Below are 14,683 nucleotides of genomic sequence, written 5' to 3' on the forward strand. Positions count from 1 at the left end.
ACGCCGTGGTCTCCTGTTATCAGTCGTTATAGGCGGCAAGGGCGGCATCAACGCCTGCGCCTGCGCCAAAGCCGTGGCCCTCATGGCGCAGCACGGTTTCGAGTGCGCCCATGGTCAGCAGCACCTTGTGCTTCTCGGCGTTGTAGCCCATGGCGCCAATGCGCCAGATTTTACCCTGCAGCGGACCGAAGGCGGAGCCGATCTCGATCTCGAAATCCTCGCGCATGCGGCCGCGCACCTTTTCGCCATCAATGCCCTTGGGAATGTACACGCCGGTCACGTTGGTCATGCGGTGTTCGTCGCCACCAAACAGTTCCAGCCCCATGGCGCGCAGCCCGGCGCACACCGCGCGCGATGCCTTGGCATGGCGGGCGAAACGGGCCTGCAGCCCTTCCTCCAGCACCACGCGGGCGGCTTCACGCGCGCCATAGAGCATGGTGGTGGCCTCGGTGTGGTGGTTCAGCCGCTTTTCCGACCAGTAATCCATGATCATGGCCAGGTCGAAATAGTTCGAGGGAATGCGCGCGCGCGTGCCGTCCGTGGTGTCGCTGCCGCGGATGCCGGCCTCGACATGGCGGCGGGCGAAGATGTGCTCTGCCGCGCGGTCGGAGATGGTGATGGGGGCCGAGCCCGGCGGGCCGCCCATGCATTTCTGCAGGCCCGAACTCACCACGTCCACGCCCCAGCGATCGGTGGCCACTTCCATGCCGCCCAGCGTTGCCGTGGTGTCGACATAGGAGAGCACATCATATTTGCGGCAAAGCGCCCCCACCCCATCGAGCGGCTGTGCCATGGTGGTGGACGTATCGCCATGAATGCACGCCAGCACATGCGGGCGGTGGGTGATGATGGCCTCCTCGATCTGGTCAAGGCTGGCCACCTCGCCCCAGGGCAGGTCCAGCGTCACGATCTCGGCGCCGATGCGCTGGGCGATCTCGGAAAGCAGCAGGCCAAAACGCCCCGCGCGCACGATCAGCAGCTTCATGCCCGGCTCGACCAGCGAGACGAGGGCCGCCTCGATGCCCGCGCGCGCCGTGCCATCGACCAGCATGGTCCAACGGTTGTTGGTCATGAACACCTGACGGTAGAGGTCCATCGTCTGGTTCATGTAGTCGGTCATTTCGGGGTCGAACTGGCCCAGCATGTCGGCGGCCATGGCGCGCAGCACGCGCGGATGCGCGTTGACCGGCCCCGGCCCCATGAGCAGCCGGGCGGGAGGGTTGATCTGGCCGAAAAATGTCTGGGTCATCCGAAATGTCTCTCAAAAAGTCCAATAAAGGCAATCATGGCCCGCAGCGCCGCATCCGTATCCGCATCGGTTACGGATTCCGCCGGATTATGGCTGATGCCGCCCGCGCAGCGGATGAACAGCATGGAAACCGGGGCCAGATGCGCCATGATCATGGCATCATGCCCGGCCCCGCTGACCACAAGGCGCGGGTCAGCGCCCGTCACGTCGCGCACGGCCTGTTCCATGAAGGATGTCAGGCGCGGATCGCACGGGGTGGCGTCGAGATCCTGCTGCATGCTGATGGCGAGCTTCAGCCTGCGCGCCTTTGCCACGGCCTGGGCCACGGCAAGGATTTCGCGTGCCGCGCGGTCACGCACGGCATTGGTGCCAGCACGCACGTCAAGGGTGAACACCACCTCGCCCGGCACCACGTTGGCCGCACCCGGCATCACGTCAAGCGACCCCACGGTGGCCACCAGCCCGTCGGTGCCCGCACGGCCAATGCGCTCGGCGGCGAGGATGATCTCGGCGGCACCTGCCAGCGCGTCGCGCCGCAGGTCCATCGATACGGTGCCCGCATGCCCGGCCATGCCACGCAGGGTCATGCGGTAGCGGTGCTGGGCGGCAATGGCGCTGACCACGCCCAAGGCCCGGCCCTCGGCCTCGAGCACCGGCCCCTGCTCGATATGCGCCTCGACATAGGCGAGGACGTTTTCGCCCCTGCGTGATGCCTTGTGCATCTGGCCCACATCCAGCCCGAAGCCTTCCAGCGCGCTGGCCAGGGTTGCCGTCTCGGCCCAGTCGCTCATGGCGGGGTCAGGGGGTTCGAGCACGCCCGCCACGGCATGCGAGGTCAGCATGCCCGAGGGAAAGCGCGAGCCCTCCTCATCGCCAAAGCCGATCACTTCAAGCGCGAAGGGGAAGCGTCTGCCCGCTGCCGCGAAATGGGCCACGGCCTCGATGCCAAGGATGACGCCCAGCATGCCATCAAAAAAGCCGCCATCGCGCACGCTGTCGATATGCGAGCCGAGCAGCAGAACCGGGGCATCAGGCGTCTGGCCCTCATAGCGGCCCAGCAGGTTGCCTGCCGCATCCATGCGCGTGGTCATGCCTGCCGCGCGCATCCACGTGGCCAGCCGGTCGCAGGTGGCGCGGTAGGATGGGCCGAGATAGGGGCGGAACAGCCCGCCCTCCATCTCGGAATACGGCGCGCGCCCCAGTTCGGCGCACCGCGCCACCGCGCGCTGGCCCGAAGGCTGATCCATGCTGCCTCCTGCGTTTACCATGCTGCGACACACCCATCACTGCGCGGGTCGGTCGCCCCCTCCAGCAGGCCGGATTCATGGCGCACCAGCGCGCCCGCATGCCCCATGATGGAGGAAAACGGCGCCACGCGTTCCATCTGGTGGCCTGCGGCACTCATGCGGGCAATCACCTCGGGATCGAAGCGGTCCTCATATTTCAGGCTGACGCTGGATTCCCCCCATGTGCGGCCCAGCAGCCAGCGCGGCGCCGTGATCGCGCGCTGCAGCGGCATGCCGTAGCGCGCGTAGCGGGTGAACAGGGCGGCCTGTGTCTGGGGCTGGCCCTCGCCGCCCATGGTGCCGTACACCATGGTCCGGCCATCCTCGAAGCGCGCGCCCGCCGGGTTGAGCGTATGGAACGGCTTGCGGCCCGGCTGCAGCCCGTTCCACCCCTGCGGGTCAAGGCCGAAGCTGGTGCCCCGGTTCTGCCACACCACACCCGTGCGCGGCAGCACCACGCCCGAGCCATATTCAAAATACAGGCTCTGGATCATGCTCACGGCCAGCCCGTCGGAATCGATCACGCCCAGCCACACCGTATCGCCCTGCTGCGACTGCCACGGCCAGGGGGCCGCCTTGTTGGGGTCGATGCTCGCTGCCATGCGGTCGAGCGCCTTGCGGTCATCAAGGATGTCCTGCGCCTGCACGGTCATGTAGGCGGGATCGCCCACATGCGTGTCGCGGTAGCGGAAAGCCTGCTTGGTCGCCTCAACCAGCCCGTGCAGGTAATCGAAATCATCCGCGTTCGCGGCCTTGAGCCGGTCAAACAGCGCCAGGATCAGCAGCGAGGCCACGCCCTGCGTGGGGGGGGCCATGTTGTACAGGTCCGCGCCGTGAATGCGGGCATGGAGCGCTGGCTGGTGCGTCGCCTTGTGGGCCTGCAGGTCGGCTAGGGTGAGCGGGCTGCCAAGGGCCTCCAGGTCGGCGGCGAGTTCACGCGCCACCGTGCCGCGATAGAAGCTGGAAAGCCCTTCATCGGCCAGCTGGCGCAAGGTCGTGGCCAGGCGCGGGTTGTGCAGGATGTCGCCTGCCTGCGGCAGCTTGCCGCCGGGCATGAACTGCGCGGCAAAGCCGGGCACGTTCCTGAGTTCCTCCACTTTCTGGCGGGTGATCTCGGCGGCTCCCGCAGTAACGGGCACGCCCTGCTCGGCATAGTACAGCGCATCGCGCAGCACGCGGCCAAGCGGCAGGCCCGGCGCCATGGCGTGGCTCCATGACAGGGCCATCTCCCACCCCGATACCGTGCCCGCGACCGTATTGGCCGCAAGCGGGCCGCGCCACGGAATCGTGTCATGGCCCGCCGCGTGATAGAATGCGGCATCCGCCTTGCCTGCGGCCGCCCCGCAGGCATCAATGGTTTCGACCCGCCCATCGGGCCACATGGTCAGCCAGAAGGCGTCACCGCCAATGCCGGTCATGTGCGGATAGACCACGGCCAGTGCCGCGGCGGTAGCGACAGCGGCCTCGATGGCCGTGCCGCCTGCCTTGAGCACGTCCAGCCCGGCCTGGCTGGCAAGGTGGTGGGGGGATGTGACCATCCCCCGGCATGAACGCGGCGTGTTCAGCATGCCTTTTCCTTCCGCGCGTAACCCGCATCAAGCGGGCGGCAGGCGGCAAGGCCCGCACGCTGCAGTTCGGCGGCCACGGCAAACAGTTTTGCCTCGGCTCCCGGCGCGCCGATCAGCTGGACGCCCAGCGGCAGGCCGTCCACGGCCAGGGGAGTTGCGAGCACCGGCAGCCCGGCCAGGCTGATGGGCTGGGTATAGATGCCCAGATTGGCCCGCGCGGAAACACTCCTGCCATCCACCATGATGGAAGGCTGGTCGATACGCGGCGCGACACCCACCGTGGTGGGCGCCACCAGCACATCGGCCTGCGTGAAGGCCGCGTGCACCTGGGCGCGGAACCACCGGCGGAAGCGCTGCGCCTGCAGATAGGTGGCAGCAGGCAGCATGGCGCCTGCCATGAGGCGGCTGCGGGTGGCGGGGTCGTACTGCATGGAACGCCTGCGCAGGCGGGGCAGGTGCAGGTTGCCGCCCTCCGCAGCGCTGATGAGGAAGGCCGATGCGCGCGCGCGCGCCACCTCGGGCAGCTCGATGACAGGGTCATGGCCCAGATGCGCCATCACGCCATCGATCGCAGCCGTCAGCTCGGGGCTGACATTGCGGGCGAACCAGCCCCCCAGCCGTGCCACTTTTACGGATGCCACATCGGGCAGGGCTGACACGTCCCGCCCCGACATGATGCCGTACACCGCCATCAGGTCCTCGAGCGTATCGGCCATGGGGCCTGCGGTGTCGAGGCTGGCAACGAACGGATAGACCCCGCGCAGCGGCACCTGCCCATAGGTGGGCTTGAGCCCCCACACCCCGCACAGCGCGGAGGGGATGCGGATCGAGCCATTGGTGTCCGACCCCAGCGTAAAGGGCAGCAGCCCCGCCGCCACGGCCGCAGCCGACCCGCCCGACGAGCCACCGGCCAGGCGGGCGTGATCATGCGGGTTGCGGGTTGTGCCGGTATGCGCGTTCTCGGTCGAGAAGCCGTAGGCGAACTCATCCATGTTCAGGGTAGCCACCGGCACGGCGCCGGCGGCACGCAGGCGGGCGATGACGGTTGCATCCTCGGAAGCGGGCAGGTTGTCGCGCAGCACGATGGAGCCTGCGGTGGTCACCTCGCCGCGCACGTCAAACAGGTCCTTGACGCCAAAGGGCACACCCGCGAGCGGGCCGGGGTCGCGGCCCGCGGCAATGGCCTTGTCCACTTCCTCGGCCTGCGCCACGGCGGCGGGGCCAAGGATGCGGGTCACGCTGTTGAAGCGGGTGTCACGCGCCTCGATATCGGAAATGACCGCCGTGACCACGCCCACGGCGTTGCGGCGGCCTGCGCGTATGTCAGCGGCGATGCCAAGCGCTGCGCCCATGGCGTGGGCGGTCATGGCGCGTACTCGTAGGCTGGCTCGCAGTCATCAGGCAGCACGAAGCCTGCCACGAGGTCGGCATAGCCATGCAGCAACGCCGTATTGGCCACGACATCGGGCAGGCAGGCCACCGGAATGCTCAGGCCGATGATCCGGGCCATGTCTGCCACGGGGGGAACCTTGTGGTCATTGCTTGCCCCCGCGCCGGCAACACCCGGCGCGGAAGGTGAAAGGCTTACAGCGCTGCTCATCTACTCACTCTCTCCCGAATGGATAAATCTACCCGGGGCGCATCATGCAACAGGAGGATCGAGACTGACTAGTTCCGCCACGTCATAGGACAGCAGACTTTCAAGGTGTTGCTGGCCATCGGCCACATACAGGTCACGCCCCAGCCCGTGGGCCAGGCGTTCCACGCCAAAGCGCATGCCGCTGATCGAAGCCCCCGACAGCCCCATGCTGGGCGTGGCCGAGAACGTGAAATTGTGAATGTTGGCCAGCATGGGCGCCAGCGGGTCATTCGGCTCGCGCGGCAGGAACTGGTAGCAGTCGCCCAGGTAGGGATAGCTTTCCAGCACCGCACTCTCGGCCCCTGCGGGCGCCTTGTAGCGCTCGCCCCACAGGGAGACGGAGGAGGCGAAGGATGCGGTCTCGGGCCGGCGGGACAGGTCGGTGGCGAAGCCCGTGCCAATGATCACGAAGTCAAAGCGCATCTCGCCGGTGGGCGAATCGACAACGATTTCATCACCCTCCATGCGGGCGCCCGTCCAGGGGCAGCCGGTGCGGTAGGAAAAGTTTTCATGCCGGCGGCACCGCCAGAACGTATCCTGCGGCGGCGGCTGGTTGAGCTCGAAGATACGGCGCATGAAACCCCAGCGCAGTTCATCGGACAGGGCGGGGTAGTAGGCGAGGAAGCCGGTATTCTCCATCCACCGATACGGGTTGATGGAGGGGATTTCCTTGCGGCGCAGGCACAGCGTCACGCTGCTGGCACCGTCCTCGAGTGCCGTGGCGGCGTTATCGAACGCCGAGGCCCCGGCGCCCAGCACGCCGATGCGCTTGCCCTTCAGCGCCGCGAAATCGATCGCCTCGGATGTATGGGCATAGCGCTCGCGCGGCAGGCCGTTGCGGATGAAGTCGGGCACGTGCCACGTGCCGCAGCCCTCGATGCCGGTGGCCAGCACCAGCTTGCGGGCATAATGCACGTGGCTCATGCCATCGGGGCGGCGGAAGGTCAGGCGCAGCAGGCCGTCCTCCCACGTAACACCGGTGAATTCGTGGTCATTGGCCACCGGCAGGTCGAGGATGTCGCGGTACCAGTCGAGATAGGCCTGCCAGTCCCCACGGGGGATCTTGTCCAGCTTCTCCCACGCGGTGGCACCGTACTGCGCCTCATACCATGAGCGCGGGGTGAGCGAGGGAACGCCCAGGTCGGGGCCGGTCACATATTTGGGGGTGCGCAGCGTGATCATGCGCGCGAATGTCACCCATGGGCCTTCGCCGCCCTTCGCGGCGCGGTCAAAAATACGCACATTGGTGATGTTGTTGCGCTTGAGCGCAAAGGCCGTGGCAAGCCCGCCCTGCCCCGCGCCGATGATCGCGACATCAAGCACGCGCCGGCCATCACGTTCGATGGGGGGAATCCATTCCTTGCGCGGGTAGCGGATGATTTCCAGGTCACGGTGCACGGCTGCATCGAGTGCCGCCAGCCCCCCGTCTTTCGGCTGCATGTTGGTATCCATCTGCGGGTCCCCATCTGTTTTCTGTCTGGCTGATGCAGCCCCGTATGACGTCCCCCGACGCCATACGGATATCCCCCAACCGCACCACGATGGGTTGATCTAATCAGCCCGCAGGCTGTTTCGTCCAGTAGAATGATTTCATCGTTCCGTTGCTTAAATCGCAACAGAGATCAGACCGCGCGTTCGTCGCTCACACCCTGCACGCGGCGCAGCTCAAGGCGCAGCTCCTCGATCACGGTTTCCAGCAGGGGCGGCAGCCAGCGGGATTTGCGCACATACGCCCCGAGATCGGTCACGGCGCGGGTGTCACGCAACGGCACGTGGCGCAGGCTGTCCTGGCCGGGCTGCACGCCCACGGCCAGCGGCGACTGGAAGGCCAGCCCCGCGCCCGCAAGCACCATGCGGTTGGTCAGTTCGATCGAGCCGGTATGCAGCACCACGTTCAGGCGGTCCTGCCACGGGCGCAGCATCGGCTCCATCACGCGGTAGAGCGAGAGCGTGCGCGTGGGCAGGATCAGGCGGTAGGCCACGCATTCCTCCACCGTCACGGTGCGCAGGTGCGCCAGCGGGTGGTCGGCCCGCACCACGGCGCCAACGGGAAAATGCCCCACCGCCACCCGCCGCAATTCGGGGTAAAGGGCCAGCGAGAACGCAATGCCAAGGTCAACCCGCCCATCCTGCAGGGCCGAGACGATGGTCTTGGGCGCGCCGACCTCCACATGCAGCTCAACGGTGGGAAAGGCGGAGATGATGCGCTCGAGCAGCGCGGGCAGGAGCTGGCCTGCTATACCTTCCACCGCCATGATGCGCAGCCTGCCGTCATGCCGGCCGGACAGGGCGTTGATCTGCTCCTCCGTGCGGGCGGCATCCTGCATCACGGTCACGATATGGCGGGCCATGATGGTGCCCACCTCGGTCAGGACCATGCCTTCGGGCAGGCGGTCGAACAGGGGCGCGCCAATTTCGGCCTCCATCTGCGCAAGCTGGCGCGTCAGCGCCGAGGGCGTGACATTGAGCCTGCGCGCCGCCTCGCGGATGGAGCGGCATTCCCGCACCGCATTGAAGTAGGAAATGCCCCGCGCGTGCAGGCGCATCATGCGGGGCGTGCGCGAAAGCGGATCGTTCATAAGCGTCTCTCATCCCCATCTGCATCACCCTCTCCCCGCGGCGCGTGCAGGAAGCGCGTGACAATTTCCGCCGCCACCAGCGCCGCGATGACCGGGGGCCGCTTGTCGCGCACGCCCTCCCCCCCGATGGGGCAGACCATGGCATTGATGCGGTCTTCGGGCAGGCCGAGCGCGCGGAAGGCCATCTCGAAGCGGCGGCGCTTGGTGTGCGAGCCGATCAGGCCCACATAGCGAAAGTCGCCCCGTTCGAGGATGGATGCAACAATCAGGCTGTCAAGCGCGTGGCTCTGTGTCAGCACCATCGCGCCGGAGCCAGCGGGCGCATCGGTTACAAGGCGCTGCCAGTCGCCATCATCATGCACCGCCACGCCGGGGGGAATGACGGGGCCGAATTCATGCGGGCGCGAATCGCACCAGGCCAGCCGCAGCGGCAGCGGGGCCAGCACATGGGCCAGCGCGCGCCCCACATGCCCCGCCCCGAACAGCAGGAGCAGCGGGGCCTCGCTGCGCTGGCGCTCGAGTTCCGCCATGACGGCGTCCAGCCCCCTGCCCTCGGGCACATCGATGCACAGCATCACCTCGCCCCCGCAGCACTGCCCGGAGTGGCCGCCAAGGTCGATGCGCAGGTCCTGCGTCCCGCCACCCGTGGCCAGCAGGGCGCGGGCGTGGTGGATGGCGTTCCATTCCAGGTCCCCACCGCCCACCGTGCCGGACTGCTCCGTGGCTGTCACCAGCATGAAGGTACCAGCCTCACGCGGGGTGGAGCCGCGCGCGGCTGACACGCTGATCCGGGCAACCGGCTGGCCCATGAGCCGCCACCGGGCCAGATCGGCGCGCATGTCCGTGCCCATGGGTTCAGCAGGCGGGAGGCTGGCCGCGGCGCAGGCGATCTGCCGTGCGCAGGATCATCTCCGGCGTGGCGGGGGCATCGAGCCGGGGGCAGGTGCGGTAGCCATCAAGGCTGGCCAGCGCATCCGATATCGCCTGCAGCACGGACACGCCATGCACGAAAGGCGGCTCGCCCACCGCCTTGGAGCGAAAGATGGTGTGCTCGCGGTTGGGCGCGTTTTCCAGCAGCTCGACATTGAACACGCGCGGGCGGTCGGAACAGGCGGGGATTTTATAGGTGCTGGGCGCATGGGTGCGCAGGCGGCCTGCATCGTCCCACACCAGTTCCTCGCAGGTCAGCCAGCCTGCGCCCTGCACGAAGCCGCCTTCGATCTGGCCGATGTCGAGGGCGGGGTTCAGCGACTGGCCTGCATCATGCAGGATGTCCACGCGGTCGATCTTCGTCTCGCCGGTCAGCAGGTCGATCACCACCTCCGAACATGCGGCCCCGTAGGCGAAGTAATAGAAGGGCCGCCCCTGCCCCGTATCGCCATTCCACGAGATCTTGGGCGTTTTGTAGAACCCGTTGGCCGACATGGACACACGCGCGAAATACGCCTGCCGGGTCAGGTGCGAGAACGCGATGACCTTATGGCCCACATGCACGCCATCGGGCGCAAAACGCACTTCGTCCTCGCCCACGTTCCAGTGGCTTGCGGCAAATTCCACCAGCCTGCGCTTGATGCGGCGTACGGCATCAAGCACCGCCATGCCGTTGAGGTCCGCCCCGCTCGAGGCCGCCGTAGCCGATGTATTGGGCACCTTGCCGGTGGTGGTGGCGGTAATGCGCACCTGGTCGGGGCCAAGCCCGAATTCGCGCATGGCCACCTGCACCATCTTGGTGTGCAGGCCCTGGCCCATCTCGGTGCCGCCGTGGTTCACCTGCACCGAGCCATCGGTATAGACATGCACCAGCGCGCCCGCCTGGTTGTAATGGGTGGCGGTGAACGAGATGCCGAATTTGACCGGGGTGATGGCGATGCCGCGCCGCAGGTAGGGGCTGGTGGCATTGAATTCGCGGCATGCCGCACGGCGCTGGACGTAATGGCAGCGCCGGGCCAGTGCGGGCAGCAGGTCGTGGGTGATCGAGTCCTCCACCACCATGTTGTACGGCGTGACATTGCGGTCATGCGTGCCATAGACATTGCGCAGCCGGACCTCGAGCGGGTCGAGGCCGGTGGCGAATGCAATCTCCTCGATCACGCGCTCGGCGGCGACGATGCCCTGCGGGCCGCCAAAGCCGCGATAGGCGGTGTTGGACTGCGTGTTGGTGCGCAGCGGCTCCGAGCGCAGGCGCACATCAGGGTAGAAATAGGCGTTATCCGCATGGAACAGCGCACGGTCGATGACCGGGCCGGACAGGTCGGCCGACCAGCCGCAACGCGCGGCGAGCACCATGTCGACTGCCACGATCCGCCCGTCATCGGTAAAGCCTGCATCGTAATCGATCACGAAGTCATGGCGCTTGCCGGTCATGGTCATGTCGTCATCGCGGTCGAGGCGCATCTTGGCCGCACGGCCCGTCCTGTCGGCCACGAGGGCGGCGAGGCAGGCACAGGCATTGGCCTGCGTTTCCTTGCCGCCAAAGCCGCCGCCCATGCGCCGCACCTCGACGGTGATGAGGCTGGCGGGGCGGTCGAGCACATGGGCGACCATATGCTGCGTCTCGGTCGGGTGCTGGGTGGATGAGGTGACATGCATCTCCCCCTCTTCACCCGGGCGGGCAAGGGCCACCTGCCCTTCAAGGTAGAAATGCTCCTGCCCGCCCACCGTAATGCGGCCCGAGAGCCTGCGGGGCGCGTGTTCCAGCCCGGCCAGAACGTCGCCGCGCTTCATTTCCATCTGTCGCCAGACCATGGGGCTGCCATTCTCACGGGCCTGCGCGATGTTGAGGATGGCGGGCAGGTCCTCGTATTCCACAACCGCCAGCCGCGCCGCGCGGCGGGCGGCACCGCGCGTGGTGGCGGCGACCACGAACAGGGGCTGGCCGTAAAACGAGACGATATCCCTGGCCAGCAGCGGCTCATCGCCCTTGCCCACCGGGCTGATCTGGTTCTCGCCCGGTATGTCGGTGGCCGTATAGACCGCCACCACGCCCTCGGCCTGCCGCACGGCGTCAAGGTTCATGGACACGATGCGGGCATGGGCGCGCATGCTCAGCCCCGGCACAAGGTGCAGCGTGCCACGGGGTTCGGGCAGGTCGTCAATGTAGCTGGCCGTGCCCTGCACGTGCATGGCAGCACTTTCGTGCCGCAGGCTTTCCGACGCGCCGCCGGGCACGGGAGCGGCGGTGGCCGCGATGTTTGCATCAGCCATGAGCGTGGTCTCCCGTGGCGGTGCAGGCGGCATGCACGCTGGTGGGCACGCGGGCGGCCTGCGGCCCGCAATCGGCATAAAGCCGGGTGAGCAGGTTGGCCGCCACGGTGCTGCGGTACCATGCGCTTGCCCGCATGTCGGTCAATGGGGTGAAATCGGCCATGATCGCCTCACGCGCGGCTTCCAGCGTGGCTTCATTCCACTTGCGGCCCGCAAGGGCCTCTTCCGTGCGGGCGGCGCGGCGCGGGGTGGCCGCCATGCCGCCAAAGGCGATGCGCGGATTGCTGATGGTGCCATCAGGCGCAAGCGTGAGCGAAAACGCAGCCAGAATGGCCGAGATATCCTGATCGAAGCGCTTGGACACTTTCCATGCGCGGATGACCGTATCGGGTGCGGGAACAGGAATGGTGATCCCTTCCACGAACTCGCCCGGCGCGCGGTCCTGTTTGCCGTAATCGATGAAGAACTCTTCCAGCGCGATGGTGCGGCGCACATCCCCGCGGCGCAGGTGCAACATGGCCCCGGCCGCGATCAGCACCGGCGGGCCATCGCCAATGGGTGAGCCGTTGGCGATGTTGCCGCATACCGTACCTGCATTGCGCACCTGCACCGAGCCGATGCGGCGGAACACTTCCTCATCGGGCTGGGGCAGGATTTCCGCCAGGGCTGCGCGGGCTTCCTGCCATGTAACGGCAGCGCCGACATACAGCCCCTGCCCTGTCATCCCGATACGCCGCAGGTCGGCGATCTGGCCAATCGGGACCACATGCGGCAGGTCGCGCAGGCCCTTGGTCACCCACAGCCCCACATCGGTCGCCCCCGCTACGATGCGGGAATCGGGGTTTTCGAGCAGCGTGTGGGCCAGCGCATCCACCGTTGCGGGAATGGTCAGGCGGCCCGTGGGTCCGGTCATGTCAACCGTGGCCCCGTCGCGCAGGGCGCGCAGGCGCCCGGCCATGTCATCGGCCATTGCATCGAAATGGTCAGGTCCCGCCTGCATGGCGTGGCGCATGGCGCGCACGATAGGCGCATAGCCGGTGCAGCGGCACAGATTGCCTGCCAGCATGTCGTCAATGCCGCGTTCATCCTGTGCAAGCCCGGCTGCCTTGCGGCCCGCCACCATGGACATGACAAAGCCCGGCGTGCAGAACCCGCATTGCGAACCGTGATGCTCCACCATGGCCTGCTGCACCGGGTGCAGGCTGCCATCGGGCGCGCGCATGTCCTCGATGGTGAGCACCTGCGCGCCATCGAGCATGCATACGAACTGGATGCACGCATTGACCGCGCGCCACACCAGCCGCTCGCCCTCCAGCCTGACCACGAGCACCGTGCAGGCCCCGCAATCGCCTTCGTTACAGCCTTCCTTGGTGCCGGTCAGGCCCCGTTCCTCGCGCAGCCAGTCCAGCAGCGTGCGTGTTGGCGCGATGTTGGCCAACGCATGATATTCGTTTCCGACATAGAAACGGATATCGTGTCTGATCCCCGTCAAACCTGTTCCCTTGTCCTGTGGCCACGGACTGCCTCACCCCCCTCAAGGCAGACAGCCGGAACAGCCATTGATGTCTTCTGATCCCATTATATGGGAAAGTGATCCTACCCTGTCACCCTGCCTGAAAGCAAAGGGGCAATGCCATGATGCGTTTTGCCGGGTGCAACCCAGACGCCACCTTCTTGAAAATAGGGGCGGCGGCAAAAATGTTCATTCCTGCATCATTTTCAAACGGATAAGCGCGCCGCCTGCCGCATGCGCACCGACAGGCCGGGCCGGAATGCCGGGCATGGCACGTAGGCACCGCTGCCTGCCCCCTCATGCGGCGCACCATCACGGAACGCCACCACCCCGCCGCGGATCACGCATTCTGGCTGCCCCCCCAGCGCAATGCCGCCATACAGGCCGCCCGCGCTGGCGGGGCGCATCTCCTGCGCATCGGGGTTCCACAGCACGAGGTCGGCATCCGCGCCCGGCATGATGGCGCCCTTGCGGGGGTAGATGTTGAACGCCCTGGCTGCTGCCTCCGACGTGGCGCGGACGAATTCCTCCGCCTCCATCACCCCCGCCTGCACGCCGTGCCGCCACACAACACGCATCCGCTCGGCCAGGCCACCTGCCACGCCATGGCCCGCCTGCCCTGCCGGGCTGAAGCCGCTGGCCACCATGCCCACCGCGCCACAGGCCAGCGCCCCCCATAGCGCCCGCCGGTGCGTCAAATCCCGAAAAGGGGGACGTATCAGGTAAGGGGCGGGGTCACCGGCGTCATACACCGCCTCGTCAAGCACGAGATGCGGGGCCAGCACATGCGCCTGCACGCGCCGGGCCTGCGCGCGGGCGGCGATAATGGCGGCACACGCGCCTGCGGTCGAGACAGGCCCTACATGCACCGGCGCGCCCACCAGCCCCGCCAGCATGAGGGCCCGGCCCACGGCCTCACCCTCGATGGCGGGCGGGCAGGCCAGCGGGCAGGCCTCGGCCCCGCTCACACCCGCATGGTCAAGGGCCGCGTGCAGGTAAGCCATGGCCTGCGCGTTCTGCGCCTCGATCACGCATAATGCGCCAAGCCCTGCCGCATGGGCCGCCAGGTCAAGGATGGCACGATCCGCCATGCCCCCTGCCATGGACAGGTGAAAGCTGTTGACCCCATGACCCACCAGCATGTCCATGCCGCCCATGACAGCGCCCCCGGCATCCGGCAGCCCCATGCGCAGCCCGACATCAACCGGCGCGCGGGCCGCAGCCTGCCGCCAGTCGCGCCATGCCTGCGCCATGGCCTGCCCGTGCGGCCGCATCACATCGATCACGGTGGTGGTACCGCCTGCCAGGGCCGCAGCCGTTGCGGCAAAACCGGCTTCATCCGCGCCAATGCCGGTATGGGGGTCAACGCCGCCGGGCAGCACCAGCAGGCCACCGGCGTCGATGGTCGTGCAGCCGGTGGGCGCTTCAAGCGCCGGCCCCACGGCCAGAATTTCCCCCACGCCACCGCACAGCACGTCCACCCGCAGGCTGGCCTGCCCCGTGACCACCGTGCCGCCGCGGATCAGCAGCAGGTCGCGCTGCGTGCCGTGCTTCATGCTCGCCCCCGTTACAGACATATCTGAGCGTTATTGGGGAAACGCCGCCTTTTTGAAAAAAGGCGGCACCCAAAAACTTTTATTCTGAT

General features: G+C 67.3%; 11 protein-coding genes. All 11 read right to left on the bottom strand.

All coding sequences use genetic code 11. From position 1 onward, the window contains the following. Positions 1–19 precede the first annotated feature (19 nt). Positions 20–1,249, bottom strand: a complete 1,230-nt coding sequence (locus DV027_RS00250; protein ID WP_130729998.1) for a pyridoxal-phosphate-dependent aminotransferase family protein — start codon at positions 1,247–1,249, stop codon at positions 20–22. Beyond that, the gene (locus DV027_RS00255; RefSeq protein WP_130729999.1) at positions 1,246–2,517 is read right to left on the bottom strand and encodes an allantoate amidohydrolase; all 1,272 of its coding nucleotides are present in this window, start codon (positions 2,515–2,517) and stop codon (positions 1,246–1,248) included. The genes DV027_RS00250 and DV027_RS00255 overlap by 4 nt, the downstream gene beginning before the upstream one ends. After that, on the bottom strand, positions 2,511–4,103 hold the full coding sequence (locus tag DV027_RS00260; RefSeq protein ID WP_130730000.1) for a gamma-glutamyltransferase family protein: 1,593 nt from the start codon (positions 4,101–4,103) through the stop codon (positions 2,511–2,513). The genes DV027_RS00255 and DV027_RS00260 overlap by 7 nt, the downstream gene beginning before the upstream one ends. Continuing rightward, positions 4,097–5,470, bottom strand: a complete 1,374-nt coding sequence (locus DV027_RS00265; RefSeq protein ID WP_130730001.1) for an AtzE family amidohydrolase — start codon at positions 5,468–5,470, stop codon at positions 4,097–4,099. The genes DV027_RS00260 and DV027_RS00265 overlap by 7 nt, the downstream gene beginning before the upstream one ends. Next, positions 5,467–5,703, bottom strand: coding sequence for a DUF4089 domain-containing protein (locus DV027_RS00270; RefSeq protein ID WP_130730002.1), 237 nt, complete (start codon positions 5,701–5,703; stop codon positions 5,467–5,469). Before DV027_RS00270 ends, DV027_RS00265 begins: the two co-directional genes overlap by 4 nt. Positions 5,704–5,745: 42 nt before the next feature. Then, complete coding sequence (locus tag DV027_RS00275; RefSeq protein ID WP_130730003.1) at positions 5,746–7,194, bottom strand: SidA/IucD/PvdA family monooxygenase; 1,449 nt, start codon at positions 7,192–7,194, stop codon at positions 5,746–5,748. A 170-nt stretch (positions 7,195–7,364) separates the two neighbouring features. After that, positions 7,365–8,321, bottom strand: a complete 957-nt coding sequence (locus DV027_RS00280; RefSeq protein WP_130730004.1) for a LysR family transcriptional regulator — start codon at positions 8,319–8,321, stop codon at positions 7,365–7,367. Further along, positions 8,318–9,172 carry a xanthine dehydrogenase accessory protein XdhC gene (xdhC, locus tag DV027_RS00285; RefSeq protein ID WP_130730005.1) on the bottom strand — a complete coding sequence of 285 codons (855 nt, stop codon included), beginning with the start codon at positions 9,170–9,172 and terminating at the stop codon, positions 8,318–8,320. Before xdhC ends, DV027_RS00280 begins: the two co-directional genes overlap by 4 nt. Positions 9,173–9,176: 4 nt before the next feature. Then, on the bottom strand, positions 9,177–11,525 hold the full coding sequence (xdhB, locus tag DV027_RS00290; RefSeq protein ID WP_130730006.1) for a xanthine dehydrogenase molybdopterin binding subunit: 2,349 nt from the start codon (positions 11,523–11,525) through the stop codon (positions 9,177–9,179). Beyond that, a complete protein-coding gene (gene xdhA / locus DV027_RS00295) occupies positions 11,518–13,008 on the bottom strand; it encodes a xanthine dehydrogenase small subunit (protein WP_165399087.1) in 1,491 nt (496 codons plus the stop codon). The genes xdhB and xdhA overlap by 8 nt, the downstream gene beginning before the upstream one ends. A gap of 236 nt (positions 13,009–13,244) precedes the next feature. Next, positions 13,245–14,594 (bottom strand): amidohydrolase family protein, encoded by a 1,350-nt coding sequence (locus DV027_RS00300; RefSeq protein WP_130730008.1) that lies wholly within the window; start codon positions 14,592–14,594, stop codon positions 13,245–13,247. Positions 14,595–14,683 lie beyond the last annotated feature (89 nt).

This window comes from Komagataeibacter xylinus, from assembly GCF_004302915.1.
GTDB classification, from domain to species: Bacteria; Pseudomonadota; Alphaproteobacteria; order Acetobacterales; family Acetobacteraceae; genus Komagataeibacter; species Komagataeibacter xylinus_C.